Consider the following 14,126-nt stretch of genomic DNA (forward strand, 5'->3'; position numbering starts at 1 on the left):
CACTGGACGTCGTGACTGACGCCCCCGCCCCGACCATCCCCGCCGACCTCCTCCCGGCCGACGGCCGCTTCGGCTGCGGACCGAGCAAGGTCCGTCCCGAGCAGGTCGAGCAGCTGGCCTCGATCGGCACCACGGTCCTCGGCACCTCGCACCGCCAGGCGCCGGTGAAGAACCTCGTCGGGGCGGTGCGACGCGGGCTGCGCGACCTGTTCTCGCTGCCCGACGACTACGAGGTCGTTCTCGGCAACGGCGGGTCGACCGCCTTCTGGGACATCGCCGCGTTCGGCCTGGTCCGCGACCGCGCGCAGCACTGCGCCTTCGGCGAGTTCTCCGCCAAGTTCGGCAACGTGACCTCGGCCGCGCCGTTCCTCGGCGATTCGTCGATCATCACGGCCGACCCGGGGAGCCTCGCGACGCCGGTCGGCGAGGCGGGCATCGACGTCTACGCGTGGGCGCACAACGAGACCTCGACCGGGGTCATGGCGCCGGTGCGGCGGGTCGAGGGGGCCGACGAGGATGCGCTCGTCCTCATCGACGCCACCTCGGGCGCCGGCGGCCTGCCCGTCGACGTCACCCAGGCCGACGTCTACTACTTCGCGCCGCAGAAGTGCTTCGCCTCCGACGGGGGGCTGTGGGTGGGGCTGTTCTCCCCCGCCGCCCTCGCCCGGGTCGAGGAGATCACGGCGTCAGGCCGCTGGGTGCCCGACTTCTTCAGTCTCCCCACGGCGATCGAGAACTCGGTCAAGAACCAGACCTACAACACCCCGGCCGTCGCCACGCTCGCCATGTTCGCCGCCCAGCTCGCCTGGCTGAACGGCAACGGCGGGCTGACCTGGGCGGTCGAGCGCACGGCCGACTCCTCGGGGCGGATCTACGACTGGGCCGAGGCGACCGACTACACGACGCCCTTCGTCGCCGACCCCGCTCACCGCAGTCAGGTCGTCGCGACAGTCGACTTCGCCGACTCGGTCGACGCGGCGGCCGTCGCGGCGACGCTGCGGGCCAACGGCATCGTCGACGTCGAGCCCTACCGAAAGCTCGGCCGCAACCAGCTCCGCATCGCGACCTTCCCGGCGATCGAGCCCGACGACGTCAGCCGCCTGCTCCGCTCGGTCGAGTACGTCGTCGAGCAGACGCAGGGTTGAGCCGCTGCGGGACAGGCCCCGCGAGGGTCACTCCTGGCAGGTCAGACCCTCGCGTTCGGGCGCCACGGTCTCGGCCCACCACCGCACGAGACCGGTGACGTCGCCCGCGGCCGACGCATACACCCCGTCCTCGGCGCGCGCCGACAGCGCCAGCGCGAACCGCTCGGTCCCGACCTGCCCGTCCCCGAGCTGACGCAGCACGTATGCGCCGCCCCCTTCGGGCCCCCAGCCGCCCTTGAGATGGGCCGAGTCGAGCTCGCCGATCCCCCAGCGCTGGTCCGCGACCACGTCGGACATCACCTGCCGCACCTCGCCGGCCGTCGTGGCCGCCGGGGCACAGGCGAGGGCTCCGGCGAAGCGCGCCGCGTCGGTCACCGACCAGACCGTCTGGCCGTACGGCGAGAAGGGCGGGCTGACCCGCTCGCTCTCGGTCCGGGTCGCGGGTGAGTCGTATGCGGTGAGGACGGCGTCGACCGCTGCCGCCGCCGCCTCGGGGTCGCCGAGTCCGGCCCAGAGCGCGTCCGCGGCCGCGTTGTCGCTGCGCGTCAGAGCCGCCTCGACATCGGTCCAGGTCGCCGCGCCGGGGTCGGCCTCGAGCGCTGCGACGGAGAGCGGGACCTTGATCGTCGACCAGGCGGTGGACCCGGGTGCCGACCCGAGCAGGTGGAGACCTTCGGCGTCGAGCCATGCCAGCGCATACGACCCGCCGAGGCGGGCGACCTCCTCGTCGAAGGCCTCGGTCAGCGCGGCGTCGGGCTCGACCAGGGTAGGTGTCGCCGAGGCCGTGACGGTCGGCGTCGGCCGAGGCGTGGTCGGCCCCGGCGAGGCGATGCTCGCCGTGGGCGTGGCGGACGGAACCGGGCCGGCCGCGAGGTCGCCGGACCGCAGGCCGAGCCACCCGAGTGCCGCCACGAGGACGACGAGAGCGGCCGTCCCCAACCCCGCGAGGAGGGCCTCGCGGCGGGACTCGCTCATGCGGCGGGCACCGCGCTCGCTCAGCCTACGGGGACGAGGTAGACGACTGCGTTGTTGCCGCCCTCGCACCGGACCGGCGTGGTGAAGTCGCACGTCATGTCGTACGTCTCACCGGTGACGGGTGAGGAGACGTCGCTGAGCGTCGCCTCCTCCGTGGTCTCGCCGAGGTCCGCGTATGCGCTGCCCACGTTCTCCGCGAAGGGGCAGGAGGTCGCGTCGTTGCCGCTGTAGACGGTGAAACCGCCGACCGAGCCGCACGTCTGCGCGGACCCGGGCAGCTCGATCTCGGCCGGCTCGGGTGCCTCGGTCGGCGACTCCGTGGGGGTGCTCGGGGTCGTGCTCGGCGTGGCCTCGTCGGTCGTCTCGCCGCCGGTCGCCGGCTCGCTCGTCGCCGGCGCGGTCGTGGTCTGGTCGCCGGCCGTCGTCTCGTCGTCCCCCCCGAAGAGCCAGACGAGCAGCAGCGCGACAAGCGCGACCGCCGCGATGGCGGCGGCGATCATGCCGGCCGATGGTCCCTGGCGTGGCTCGGGCGGGGGCGGGCCCGTCGCATACGGAACCTCCCACGTGTCGTCACGCACCGGCGTGGTCTCCTCGGCCGGGGCGTCGGTGAGGTACGCGCCGCAGCCACCGCAGTACTGGTCCTCCGGGGCGACCGGGTGACCGCAGTTCGAGCACACCATCAGACCAACGCTGCCACGAGTGCGATGGCGAGGACAACTGCGAGGACGCCGAGGGTCAGGTTCCGACGGGTCCTGGCGTTCATCGGGCAGCCTGCGGGACGGGCTCGCTGACCTGCGGGCGGATCGGCTCGCTGGAGATGAGCAGCCGCGGGCGACGCCTGGTCTCGAAGCTCACCCTGACATTCTCGCTGCGTGCGAGGTATGCCGCCACGACCATGAGGGTCGCGGCCACGGCGATCGGTCCGATCGCGATGGTCCACCGGGCCCCGAAGGTGTCGCCGATCCAGCCGATGACGGGCGCACCGGCGGGTGTGCCGCCCATGAAGATCGCCATGTACAGCGCCATCACCCGGCCGCGGACGAGCGGGTCGACCCGGGTCTGGACCATCGCGTTGGCCGTGGTCAGGGCGGTCAGGGAGGTGTAGCCGACCGCGACGAGGGTGACGGCGAAGGTGAGGTACGACGGCGCGAGCGCCGCGGCGGTCCCGGCTGCGGTGAAGCCGACCAGGGCGAGGAGCAGCGTGCGCAGCCGTGCGGTGCCACGCCGGGCCGACATCAGCGCGCCGGTCAGCGAGCCGATGGCGATGACGGAGCCGAGGATGCCGAACTCGGTCGGGCCCTTGTCGAACACGGTGGTCGCCATCAGGGCCGTCGTGATCTGGAAGTTCATCCCGAACGTGCCGAACACGAAGACGAGGAGCATGACGAGCTGGATGTCCCGGCGTCCCTTGACGTAGGCGAACCCGTCGCGGATGGCGCCTCGGCCCCGGCTGAGCGGGGTCGGCCGCATCTCGCCGGGCCGGAGCAGACTGAGTGCGGTGATCGTCGCGAGGAACGAGACCGAGTTGATGAGGAACGCCGTCGCGGTCCCCCACTGGGCGATCGTCAGGCCGGCCACACCGGGGCCGATCAGCCGCCCGGCGTTGAACGAGGCGCTGTTGAGCGCGACGGCGTTGGCGAGAGTGTCCTTGGGCACCATCTCCGAGACGATCGTCTGCCGGGCCGGGTTGTCGATGGCCATCGTCGCGCCGAGCAGGCCGGCGAGGACGAACATCATCCACAGCTGCATCGTGTCGGTGAACACGAGTAGCGAGGTGACGAGCATGAGCGTGGCCATGAAGCCCTGGGTCGCCAGCAGGATGCGGCGCTTCGGGAAGCGGTCGGCGATCATGCCGGTGAACGGGGCGAGGAGCAGGAACGGCGTGAACTGCAGGCCGACGACGAGGCCGAGAGCCTGGGACGAGTAGTCCGTGAGCTCGGTGAGGACGAGCCAGTTCTGGGCGACCGCACCCATCCAGGTGCCGATGTTCGAGATGAAGGCGCCGCTCGCATACAGCCGGTAGTTGCGCACCTCGAGTGCGCGGAAGGTCGGGCTCACGAGGTCGCGATCCTCTCGAGCACCGGGAGGGCCGCCTGAAGGGCCTCGAGATCCGCCTCGGAGAGGGTCTCGAGGCGTGCGGCCATCCACTCGTCCCGGGCGCGACGCGTCTCGGCGAGCCGCTCGCGGCCCTCGTCGGTGATCGTGACGATGACCCGGCGCCCGTCGGTGGGATCTGCGGAACGCTCGATCCAGCCCGCCTCCACGAGACCGCCGATGGTTCGTGACATGGTCGGTGCGCTCACCCGCTCCCACTCCGCGAGGTCACCGGCGGACGCCGGGCCGCACGCGACGCGGCTGAGCACGGCCATCTGGTGGGGTGCGACCTCGACGACGCTCTCGAAGCGGTTGCGGCGGGCGATCCGCAGGCAGGCCAGCCGCAGGTCCGTCGCGAGGTGGAACGGGCCGGGGTTCTCGGGGCTGCCGAGCGGCGCCGACGGGTATGCGGTGGTCACGGGAGACGAAGGTGTTGACATGTCACTCATATGCTTGCATTAACTAATTACCTGATGCAACTATTCCAGCCCGGATGACCGGACGGCGGCGGGTCTGATGGGTTTCCGGCGCGAGGCGATGACCTGCGGGGCCGCGGGTCCGCGATCGGGCACCCCTCGGCGGCCCCCTAGAGTATGCGTATGCGCGAGGACTCCGGCCCGTCCTCCGGGGACCGCCCGGAGACGCCGTCGGCGACTCCCGCGCAGGGCGCCGGCGAGGGGTTCGAGTACCCGCCCATGCCGGTGCGGACCGTCACCGTCATCGCGGTCGGGATGGTCGCCTGGGCGATCGCCCTCGTCGTGATCCTCGCCGTGCCCGAACTGCGCACCGGCGACCGGTCGTGGTGGCCCTGGACGTGTGTGTCCGGCCTGGTTCTCGGCGCGATCGGCTGGGTCTACGTGCGCCGCGGGCGCGGTAACGCCGCCGGCGTCGAGTAGGCCGGCCAGCGCGGTCGTCGAGCCGCTGCCGTTGCGGCGAGCCGCGCCTGTCGACGCGGGCCGCGGCGCTAGACGATGTCGAGTCGGCTGTCGTCGACGATCGGGGTGCCCATCGGCTCCGGACGCGGCTGCGGGGCGTCGGTCTCGGAGTGGGCGCCGCAGCCGTGGTCGAGTGTGACCACCGTGCCGTCGCTGGGGGACCACTCGTTCGCGCACACGCCGAACATGGACCGCAGCGCGCCGGACATCGGGAGGAAGTAGCCACAGCTGCGGCACTTCGCGGACGAACGCAGCGCGATCTCGCTGCGTGGCCCGCCCTCTCCGGCAGCCCAGCGCGCGGCTGCCGACGAGCGCCCCTTCGGCGAGAGCACCCGGCGCCGGCCGAGGCCGAGCTCGAACAGCGCGACCGCGTCCTCGTCCTCTGCGCCGGTGGCCTCAAAGCCGAACATCAGGTTGGGGTCGTCCTCGACCCTGGGGAGGACGTCACCGGGACCGAGGTCGCCGGGCGCGAGCCGCTCGGCGTAGGGCACCCAGGCGGGCGAGAGCAGAGCGTCGGGTCCGGGGACGAGGTTCGTCTCGCATACCGTGGCGACCTTGCCGCGAGGCACCCGCGCCACCGTGACCGCCCAGGACCAGCCGGGGTATCCGGCAGCCGTGCAGACGAAGTAGTGGGTCGCGAGCCGCTCGGCCACGCCGACCATGCCGACATGCTCGCCGACCGTCCCCGGCTCGGCGACCTCCAGCAGCGCCTCGCGGGCGAGGTCGGCGGCCGCGAGCAGCACGGCATCGCTGCGGAGTCTGGTGGGGGTCACCGGGTCAGCTCTCGAGCTCGCTCGCGATGACCCGGAGCACCTGGGCGACCTTGTTGCCCATCGCCTTGTCGGGGTAGTGCCCGCGGCGCAGCGACGTCGAGACGTTGTCGAGGAGCTGCATGACGTCCTCGACGATGACGACCATCTCGTCGGCCGGCTTGCGATCGCGCGCCTTGCGGCCGGCGGCGACACTCGGGGCCGGGTCGATGAGGCGGACGGCGAGCGCCTGGGCACCACGGCGCCCCTCGGCCACGGAGAACTCGATGCGCTGGCCTCCCTTGAGGGTGCTCACGCCCTCGGGCAAGGCGCTCGCGGGCACGAAGATGTCGCCGCCCTCGTCGCTCGCGACGAAGCCGAACCCCTTGTCCGGGTTGAAGAACTTGACCTTGCCGGTGGGCACGTGGGGACCTCTGCGGAGTCTGTGGGAAGGGTGGGAACGAGACGGTCGGGCACCGCGAAAGACGCTGCGACCCCGCGCCGCCGACCCAGTCTACGGCGAGGGGGCGTATGCGGTCGCCCGGTTTGTCCGATCGGCCCACCCCGGCCGATGGCGTGGCCGGTCGCTCAGCCCTCGGGCGGGAGGGGGAAGAGCTGGGTGTAGATCTTGACCGTCCGTCGATCCGCGTGGCCGTTCGCCGGCCGGCCGTCCTCCTCGCAGCGTGACGCCTTGGCCCGCCGCACGTGCTCGCTCACCAGCTCGCCCAGCGCCTCGCACACCTCGTGGAGCTCCTCCGGTGTCATCGCCACGGTCGCCTCGTTGAACGAGACGACCTCCTGCCAGCGGCGCTCCTCGTCCCGCTGGCGGTCGATCCACTCGAGCTGCCGTCGGCGACGCTCCTCCACCCCCTGACGCATGACGAGGTCGACGGCGGTGAGTGCAGCGGGGTCCTCGTCGACGGCCTCCAGTCCGAACGAGAAGCCCTGCGCCTCCCACCACCGCTCCCGCGCCGTGCCCCGGGACGCGTCCTCGGCAATGAGCCCGTGCTTGGCGAGCTGGCGCAGGTGGTAGCTCGTCTGACCGCTGCTCTCCCCCATCGCCTCGGCGAGGGTGGACGCGGTCGCGGCGCCGTGGTCCTTGAGGTAGTCGTACATCCGGATCCGCAGCGGGTGGGCGAACGCCTTGAGGGTCGCGGCGTCGATCTCACGGGCTCGGTCCGCCGGGGGCTTGCGTATCGTCATGTGCAGAGATACCTTTGCAAATAGTTCTTTGCATATGTTCTTCTGCATCTAGTCTAGGAGACTCCCGTGCGCCTGTTCCGCATCCACCTCGCCGGCGTGGCCGGGAGCAACCTCGCCGACGGACTGCTCGCCGGGGCGCTGCCACTCATCGCGATCACACTGACCCGCGACCCCCTGCTCATCTCCCTCGTGACCGCGGCCTTCTGGACGCCATGGCTCCTCACGGCCCTCCTCGTCGGCGTCGTGGTGGACCGCGGCGACCGGGCCCTGATCCGGCGCCGGGCGCTCGCCGGCCGTCTGGCCCTCCTGCTGGCCGCCCTGGGTCTGGCCGCGGTCGACGCCGTGACGATCGAGGTCCTCGTCGTCCTCGTCCTGCTGTATGCCGTGACCGAGGTGTTCTCGGACCTGGCCGCCGGCGCGCTCGTCCCGCAGCTCGTCGAGCGCGACGACCTCCCGACGGCCAACGGCCGGATCATGGGCACGGAGCGGCTCATGCAGGAGTTCGTCGGAGCCCCGCTCGGCGGGGTGCTCGTCGCCCTCGGCTCGGCCTGGGTGTTCGGCGCCTCGGCGGGCCTGCTCGTGGTGGTCGTCCTCCTCCTCGCCCGGCTGCGCCGACCCGAGGGCTTCCGCGCCGCACCCGAAGGCACCTCCGCCCCACACGCGGCCACTCCGGTACGGGTGACCGCGGATATCGCGTACGGACTGCGAGCCCTCCTGGCCCACCCGGTCGTGCGTCCCCTGACGATCGGCGCCGGCCTGACCAACCTGGTCAACACCGCGTACTTCGCCGTCTTCGTCCTCTGGGTCGTCGGACCGCAGTCGCAGGTCGGGCTCGAGCCCTGGCAGTTCCCCCTCCTCCTCATCCCGGTGACCGCCGGCGCACTCGTCGCATCGGTGCTCCCGACCCGGTGGCTGGGCCGGCTCGGCGAGGTCCGCGTGGCCCTCGGGTCATGGCTTGTCAACGCCCTCCTGCTCCTCGTCCCCGTGCTGGCCCCGACCTGGCCCGCCATCGCCGCCGCCTTCGTCGTGGTCGGCTTCACGAACATGGTCGGCAACGTCATCTGGATGAGCATCCGTCAGCGCGTCGTCCCCGCGGGCCTCCTCGGCCGGATCGGCGGCGCGTCCCGGACGGTGTCCTTCGGGACGATGGCCCTCGGCGCGCCCCTCGGCGGCCTGATCGCCGCGCAGTGGGGTCTCCCGGCGCTCTTCGTCGGCATGTCCGTCGGTGCGGTCCTCGTCGCGCTCTGGCTCGCCACCCAGGTGGACCAGGCGACGGTGGATGCCGCCGAGCTGCGCACCCTCGGCCCACGCGCGTCCGCGACGGCCCCGGCGAGCGCGACCGGGTGAGTGCCCGCGCCCGGGTGAGCACCGCATACCTTTGGCGTATGCGAGAGTCGCCCCGGTCGTACGCGGACGACCTCCGCGCGCGCTCGGACTCCGACCTCGCCCGCCTCCTCGGCCTGCGACCCGACCTGGCCCGGCCCGCCCCCGCGGACGTGAGCGGGGTCGCCGCGCGGGCCGCCACGCTCGCGAGCACCGGCCGGGCGGTCGACGCTCTCGACCGGCGACTGCTCTCGGTCCTCGAGGCGGCCGTCCTCGTGCGGCCACCGGTGACGGCGGCGGCGCTGATCACCCTGCTCGGGGACACCATCGGGACGAGGGAGCTCGAGGAGTCGCTCACCGACCTGTGGCATCGGGCGCTGCTCTGGCGCGACGAGCAGGGGCTGCGTCCGGTTTCCGCCGTCCTCGACACCCTCGGTCCGCACCCGGCCGGGCTCGGTCCGTCGGCGGCCGACCTCGGAGCCACCGTCCTGCCGCCCGACGTCCTCGCCGACGCCCCGCCCGAGGTCCACGCCGTCCTCGGAGTGCTGACCTGGGGGCCACCCGTGGTCGAGGCCCCGCCCGCCGGGGCGCGTACCCGGAGCGCCGACGCCGTTCGGTGGCTCCGCGGCCGCGGCGCCCTCGGCGAGACCGAGTCGGGCGCGCTGATCGTGCCGCGCGAGCTCGGACTGACGCTCCGCGGCGGGCGCTCGCATCCGGCGACCGACCTCGTGCCGCCCTCGCTCGAGTCGACGCCGGCCCCTGGACGCGACCACGTCAACGCGGTGGCGGGTGGCGCCGCGGCGGAGCTCCTCGCCCACGCCGACGAGCTCCTCGCGGTGCTCGCCGCCGACCCGGCGCCTGTCCTCAAGGGCGGCGGCCTCGGCGTGCGCGACCTGCGATCCCTGGCCCGGGGGATCGACGTCGGGGCGGCGCACGCGGCGTTCCTCGTCGAGCTGCTCGCCTCGGCCCAGCTCGTCGCCGACGACGGAGAGCTCGAGCCCCACTTCGTGCCGACCGCGGACTACGACGACTGGCGCCAGGAGCCTCCCGCGCAGCAGTGGGCGCGGCTCGCCTGGGCGTGGTGGACCTCCACCCGAACGCTCCACCGCCTCCCGCGATCCGGCGCCGGCACTCTCGGTCCGGACCTCACGTGGCCGCCCGTGCGGGCGCTGCGTCAGGAGATCGTCCGACGCACCGGCCTGGGCGGCGACCACGCGCCGGCCGCCGACGACGTCGTCGCCCTGCTCCGCTTCGCCCGGCCGAGGCGGCTCCCTCGCGACATCGGCGACCTCGTCGGGGTCGTCCTGGACGAGGCCGGCCGGCTCGGCGTGACCGGGCTCGGCGCACTCTCCGACGCCGGGCGGGTCCTCGCTGAGGCCTCGTCGGTGGGCGACCTCGGCGACGCCATCCATCCGCACCTGCCGACGCCGGTCGAGCACGTCATCCTCCAGGGGGACCTCACCGCGGTCGCGCCGGGACCGCTGACCGGCCCGCTCGCCGAGATTCTCCGGCTGAGCGCCGACGTCGAGTCGCGGGGCGGCGCGACGGTGCACCGGTTCTCCCCTGCGAGCATCACGCGCGCGCTCGACCGCGGTTGGACGGCGGACGAGCTCATCGACGCGCTGACGACGGGCAGCCTCACCCCGGTGCCGCAGGCGCTCGACTACCTCGTCCGCGATGAGGCCCGCCGTCACGGGCAGGTGCGGATCGGTGCTGCCGGGACCTATCTGCGCACCGACGACCCGGCCCGGCTCGCCGAACTGCTCGCGCGCCCCGATCTCGCCCTGCTGCGACTGAGCCGGATCGCGCCGACGGTGCTCGTGTCCCCCGTCGAGCCGGCCGTGGTGCACGAGGTGCTCCGCGACGCCGGGGTCGGCGGGGTCGCCGAGACGGCCTCCGGGGAGACGGTGCGCGTGCAGCGCCGCGAGCGACGGACGGTGAGCCGACCGGCCCCGGCCGTCGCGCATACCCCTCTGACGCCGGAGGTGACCGAAGAGATCGTCCGCCGGCTCCGCGAAGGCGAGGCCGTGGCCGCGAGCCGTCCGGTCGACGGCCGTGCCGCGCTCCCCCACACCGACCCGACGACCGCGCTGGCCATCCTGCGCGAGGCGGCGGCGGACCAGGTGCCGGTGTGGATCGGCTACGCTGGCAGCTCGGGTCAGATCGAGCGCGTGCTGTTCCACCCCGAGACCACCGAAGGCGGCCGGGTCACGGGCACCGTGAAGGGGCTGCGGCGCGTGCTGTCGATCCACCGGATCACCGGTGCAGCCCCCGCCTGAGCGTCCTGGCGAGGTGCACATTCTCTCCGCAGGCAAGAACCTGGGGCTTCGAGCAAGAACGGTTGTTGCCCGAAGTGCACTGTTCCTTCCTGCGGAGAGAAAGTGACCTGCCGGCCTGAGCGCGTCGCCGCGCCTCAGTCGGTGCCGGAGAGCGCCCGCACGACCCGGGAGGGCGAGGGCCGGCCGAGCCGGGCCGCCATCCACGTGCTGGTCTCGACGAGCGACTCGAGGTCTACTCCGGTCTCGACGCCGAGCCCGTGCAGCGCCCAGACGAGGTCCTCGGTCGCGAGGTTGCCGGTCGCGCTCTTGGCATACGGGCAGCCGCCGAGGCCACCGGTGCTCGCGTCCACGACGGTCACACCGTGCCGCAGCGCCTCGAGCGTGTTCGCGAGCGCCTGGCCGTAGGTGTCGTGGAAGTGCACCCCGATCACCTCCCGCGCGATGCCCGCGTCGCCGAGCCCCTCGAGCAACGCCGCCACGTGGCCGGCGGTCCCCACGCCGATGGTGTCGCCGATCGAGAGCGCGTCGGCGCCGAGGTCCATCAGGCGCCGCGAGACGTCAACGACCTGGCTGATCGGAACCTCGCCCTCCCACGGGTCGCCGAAGCACATCGAGACGTAGGCGCGCACCCACAGGCCCGCCTCCTTCGCCCGTCGCACCACGGGCGCGAACATGTCGAGCGACTCCTCGACACTGCGGCCGAGGTTGCGCTGGGCGAAGGTCTCGGTCGCGCTGCCGAAGATCGCGACGGACCTCACGCCGGACTCGAGCGCCCGGTCCAGCCCGCGTTCGTTGGGGACGAGCACAGGCCGGGTATGCGCGCGCCCGCTCTCCCCGAGGCTCGCCAGGACCTCGGCCGCGTCCGCGAGCTGTGGGACCCATGTCGGGTGGACGAAGGACGTCGTCTCGATCCAGGTCAGCCCGGCAGCCGCGAGGCGCTCGATGAACTCGCTCTTGACGGCGGCGGGGACGACCGTCTGCTCGTTCTGCAGGCCGTCCCGAGGCCCGACCTCGTAGATCGTGACCCGCCCGGGGAGGTCCGAACGAGGGACGGTCATCGGCAGCCGCATCGTCATCCCACCATTGTCGGTTACTCTCGACCCGACTTCAGCACGAGTGACGAGGCAGACCGATGAGCGACTCCCCCCGCGAGAACGACACCCCGGACGAGGGCCGTCCGGAGCCTTCGTACTCCGACCCGACGGCGCCCTACCCGCAGCAGTACTCACCACAGGATGCCGAACCGGTCCCGCCGCCGCCGCCCGCGGCGGCTACCCCCTACGGCGCCCCCACCGGAGCCCAGCCCTACGGTCCGCCCACCCCGTTCGGCACGCCGGGCGCGTACGGCGCTCCCGGCGACGCCAGCGCCTCGGGACCGTACGGCACCCCCGACGCCGCCAACCCTTATGGGGCGGCGAACGCCCCCTACGGCACGCCTCCGCCCGCGTACTACCAGAGCGGTCCGCCGCAGTCGAACACCTCGGCGCTCGTCCTGACGATCATCAGCGCGATCGGCACGCTCGCATGCTGTCTGCCGCTCCCGGCGTTGATCCTCGGCATCGTCGCCCTGACGAAGCAGACCTCCGAGCCCCAGCGGTCCGCCCAGCTGGCCAAGTACGGCTGGATCACGTTCGGCGTGATGTTCGCACTCGCAGCGCTCGCGTTCGTCGCCTTCATCGGGTTCTCCGTCGTGACCTCCTCCTCGACGACCGACTTCTGAGGTCCTGTGCCCGACGGCCCTCTCATCGTCCAGAGCGACAAGACCCTCCTCCTCGAGGTCGACCATCCGCGCGCCGACGAGGCGCGGCGCGCCATCGCGCCGTTCGCCGAGCTCGAGCGCGCGCCGGAGCACGTCCACACCTACCGGCTGACCCCGCTGGGGCTCTGGAACGCGAGGGCGGCCGGGCACGACGCCGAGGGCGTCGTCGACACGCTTCTGCGCTTCAGCCGCTACGCGGTGCCGCAGTCGCTCCTCGTCGACGTGGCCGAGACGATGGCCCGCTACGGCCGGTTGACCATCGAGGCCGGCGGTGACACGACCGCCACGACGGAGCACCCGCTCGTCCTGCGGGCCGCGGACCGGGCGGTCCTCGAGGAGGTGATCCGGCATACGAAGATCAAGCCGCTTCTCGGTGCGCGGATCGACGACCTGACCGTCGCGGTCCATCCCAGCGAGCGGGGGCATCTCAAGCAGCAGCTCCTCGCGGTGGGGTGGCCGGCCGAGGACCTGGCCGGGTATGTCGACGGCGAGGCGCACGCGATCGCGCTCGACACAGACGACTGGTCCCTGCGGCCCTACCAGGAGCACGCGGTCGAGGGTTTCTGGCACGGCGGGTCCGGCGTCGTCGTCTTGCCGTGCGGGGCGGGCAAGACCCTCGTCGGGGCGGCCGCGATGGCCCGCGCCCAGGCGACGACGCTCATCCTCGTGACGAACACCGTCTCCGCTCGGCAGTGGCGCGACGAGCTGCTCGCCCGGACCTCGCTCACCGAGGACGAGATCGGCGAGTACTCCGGACAGCGCAAGGAGATCCGGCCGGTCACGATCGCGACGTACCAGGTGCTGACGACCAAGCGGAAGGGCGTCTACACCCACCTCGACCTCCTCGACGCGCGCGACTGGGGCCTGATCGTCTACGACGAGGTGCACCTGCTCCCCGCCCCGATCTTCCGGATGACCGCCGACCTGCAGGCCCGCCGCCGGCTCGGCCTGACCGCCACGCTCGTGCGTGAGGACGGCCGCGAGGGCGACGTGTTCTCGCTCATCGGCCCGAAGCGCTTCGACGCGCCCTGGAAGGACATCGAGTCGCAGGGGTACATCGCGCCCGCCGACTGCGTCGAGGTGCGTGTCACGCTCCCCGACGCCGAGCGGATGGCGTATGCGCTGGCCGAGCCCGACGACCGCTACCGGCTGGCGAGCTGCACGCCGTCGAAGCTCCCCGTCGTGGAGGCGCTCGTCGAGCGGCACCGGGGTGAGCCCACACTCGTGATCGGGCAGTACCTCGACCAGCTCGGCGAGCTGGCCGAAGCGCTCGGCGCCGAGCTCATCACCGGCGAGACACCGGTGGCGCAGCGTCAGCGGCTCTTCGCGGCCTTCCGCACCGGCGAGATCGACCGGCTCGTCGTGTCGAAGGTCGCGAACTTCTCGATCGACCTGCCGGAGGCGTCGGTCGCCGTCCAGGTCTCGGGCACCTTCGGATCGCGGCAGGAGGAGGCGCAGCGACTCGGCCGGGTACTCCGACCCAAGGGCGACGGGCGGACGGCGCACTTCTACACGGTCGTCGCGCGGGACACCGTCGACGCGGACTTCGCCGCGCACCGGCAGCGCTTCCTCGCCGAGCAGGGCTACGCATACCGGATCGTCGACGCCGACGACGTGCTCCGCGACGCCTGACTGTCCCCGTTCCTCCTCGCGACGGACGGTTC

14 protein-coding genes are annotated in these 14,126 nt (G+C 72.7%); 6 read left to right on the forward strand and 8 right to left on the reverse strand.

What is annotated here, in order from left to right; genetic code table 11:
• Positions 1–11 precede the first annotated feature (11 nt).
• A complete protein-coding gene (gene serC, locus GA707_RS17720) occupies positions 12–1,145 on the forward strand; it encodes a phosphoserine transaminase (RefSeq protein ID WP_152179781.1) in 1,134 nt (377 codons plus the stop codon).
• A 27-nt stretch (positions 1,146–1,172) separates the two neighbouring features.
• Here the strand turns inward: serC and GA707_RS17725 are convergent, their stop codons facing one another.
• From GA707_RS17725 to GA707_RS17740, 4 genes are all read right to left on the reverse strand, one after another.
• Positions 1,173–2,120 carry a hypothetical protein gene (locus tag GA707_RS17725; protein ID WP_152179782.1) on the reverse strand — a complete coding sequence of 316 codons (948 nt, stop codon included), beginning with the start codon at positions 2,118–2,120 and terminating at the stop codon, positions 1,173–1,175.
• Between the two features lie 20 nt (positions 2,121–2,140).
• The gene (locus GA707_RS17730; RefSeq protein ID WP_152179783.1) at positions 2,141–2,800 is read right to left on the reverse strand and encodes a zinc-ribbon domain-containing protein; all 660 of its coding nucleotides are present in this window, start codon (positions 2,798–2,800) and stop codon (positions 2,141–2,143) included.
• Between the two features lie 79 nt (positions 2,801–2,879).
• Entirely contained in the window at positions 2,880–4,178 is a 1,299-nt protein-coding gene (locus tag GA707_RS17735) for an MFS transporter (protein ID WP_152179784.1), read from the reverse strand.
• The gene (locus GA707_RS17740) at positions 4,175–4,654 is read right to left on the reverse strand and encodes a MarR family winged helix-turn-helix transcriptional regulator (protein ID WP_152179785.1); all 480 of its coding nucleotides are present in this window, start codon (positions 4,652–4,654) and stop codon (positions 4,175–4,177) included. Before GA707_RS17740 ends, GA707_RS17735 begins: the two co-directional genes overlap by 4 nt.
• A 159-nt stretch (positions 4,655–4,813) precedes the next feature.
• Here GA707_RS17740 and GA707_RS17745 point away from each other — a divergent pair, with 159 nt between their 5' ends.
• A complete protein-coding gene (locus GA707_RS17745) occupies positions 4,814–5,110 on the forward strand; it encodes a DUF2530 domain-containing protein (RefSeq protein WP_152179786.1) in 297 nt (98 codons plus the stop codon).
• Positions 5,111–5,178: 68 nt separating this feature from the next.
• Here GA707_RS17745 and GA707_RS17750 read toward each other — a convergent pair whose 3' ends face one another.
• The 3 genes from GA707_RS17750 to GA707_RS17760 all read right to left on the reverse strand — a co-directional run bounded on the left by GA707_RS17750 (position 5,179) and on the right by GA707_RS17760 (position 7,101).
• Positions 5,179–5,922: a DUF3027 domain-containing protein gene (locus tag GA707_RS17750; protein WP_152179787.1), complete on the reverse strand. Its 744-nt coding sequence runs from the start codon at positions 5,920–5,922 to the stop codon at positions 5,179–5,181.
• 4 nt (positions 5,923–5,926) lie between these two features.
• A complete protein-coding gene (locus GA707_RS17755; RefSeq protein ID WP_152179788.1) occupies positions 5,927–6,322 on the reverse strand; it encodes a cold-shock protein in 396 nt (131 codons plus the stop codon).
• Between the two features lie 164 nt (positions 6,323–6,486).
• A complete protein-coding gene (locus GA707_RS17760) occupies positions 6,487–7,101 on the reverse strand; it encodes a helix-turn-helix domain-containing protein (protein ID WP_193315403.1) in 615 nt (204 codons plus the stop codon).
• Positions 7,102–7,167: 66 nt separating this feature from the next.
• Between GA707_RS17760 and GA707_RS17765 the strand changes: the two genes are divergently transcribed.
• Together GA707_RS17765 and GA707_RS17770 are read left to right on the forward strand one after the other, a co-directional pair.
• Positions 7,168–8,448: an MFS transporter gene (locus tag GA707_RS17765; RefSeq protein WP_152179790.1), complete on the forward strand. Its 1,281-nt coding sequence runs from the start codon at positions 7,168–7,170 to the stop codon at positions 8,446–8,448.
• Between the two features lie 38 nt (positions 8,449–8,486).
• Positions 8,487–10,703, forward strand: coding sequence for a helicase-associated domain-containing protein (locus GA707_RS17770; RefSeq protein WP_152179791.1), 2,217 nt, complete (start codon positions 8,487–8,489; stop codon positions 10,701–10,703).
• Positions 10,704–10,837: 134 nt separating this feature from the next.
• Here GA707_RS17770 and GA707_RS17775 read toward each other — a convergent pair whose 3' ends face one another.
• Positions 10,838–11,779 carry a hydroxymethylglutaryl-CoA lyase gene (locus tag GA707_RS17775; protein ID WP_152179792.1) on the reverse strand — a complete coding sequence of 314 codons (942 nt, stop codon included), beginning with the start codon at positions 11,777–11,779 and terminating at the stop codon, positions 10,838–10,840.
• 56 nt (positions 11,780–11,835) lie between these two features.
• Between GA707_RS17775 and GA707_RS17780 the strand changes: the two genes are divergently transcribed.
• Together GA707_RS17780 and GA707_RS17785 are read left to right on the forward strand one after the other, a co-directional pair.
• Positions 11,836–12,423: a hypothetical protein gene (locus tag GA707_RS17780; RefSeq protein ID WP_152179793.1), complete on the forward strand. Its 588-nt coding sequence runs from the start codon at positions 11,836–11,838 to the stop codon at positions 12,421–12,423.
• Positions 12,424–12,429: 6 nt separating this feature from the next.
• The gene (locus GA707_RS17785; protein WP_152179794.1) at positions 12,430–14,094 is read left to right on the forward strand and encodes a DNA repair helicase XPB; all 1,665 of its coding nucleotides are present in this window, start codon (positions 12,430–12,432) and stop codon (positions 14,092–14,094) included.
• The last annotated feature ends 32 nt before the right edge of the window (positions 14,095–14,126 follow it).

The organism is Nostocoides sp. F2B08 (genome assembly GCF_009184895.1).
Lineage (GTDB): Bacteria > Actinomycetota > Actinomycetes > Actinomycetales > Dermatophilaceae > F2B08.

What these genes read in the sequence shown, in the direction of transcription:
- GA707_RS17725 (WP_152179782.1), bottom strand. Translation starts at nt 2,120, where the DNA reads ATGAGCGAGTCCCGCCGCGAGGCCCTCCTCGCGGGGTTGGGGACGGCC.
- GA707_RS17745 (WP_152179786.1), top strand. Translation starts at nt 4,814, where the DNA reads ATGCGCGAGGACTCCGGCCCGTCCTCCGGGGACCGCCCGGAGACGCCG.
- GA707_RS17770 (WP_152179791.1), top strand. Translation starts at nt 8,487, where the DNA reads ATGCGAGAGTCGCCCCGGTCGTACGCGGACGACCTCCGCGCGCGCTCG.
- GA707_RS17775 (WP_152179792.1), bottom strand. Translation starts at nt 11,779, where the DNA reads ATGACGATGCGGCTGCCGATGACCGTCCCTCGTTCGGACCTCCCCGGG.
- GA707_RS17780 (WP_152179793.1), top strand. Translation starts at nt 11,836, where the DNA reads ATGAGCGACTCCCCCCGCGAGAACGACACCCCGGACGAGGGCCGTCCG.
- GA707_RS17730 (WP_152179783.1), bottom strand. Translation starts at nt 2,800, where the DNA reads ATGGTGTGCTCGAACTGCGGTCACCCGGTCGCCCCGGAGGACCAGTAC.
- GA707_RS17740 (WP_152179785.1), bottom strand. Translation starts at nt 4,654, where the DNA reads ATGTCAACACCTTCGTCTCCCGTGACCACCGCATACCCGTCGGCGCCG.
- GA707_RS17760 (WP_193315403.1), bottom strand. Translation starts at nt 7,101, where the DNA reads ATGACGATACGCAAGCCCCCGGCGGACCGAGCCCGTGAGATCGACGCC.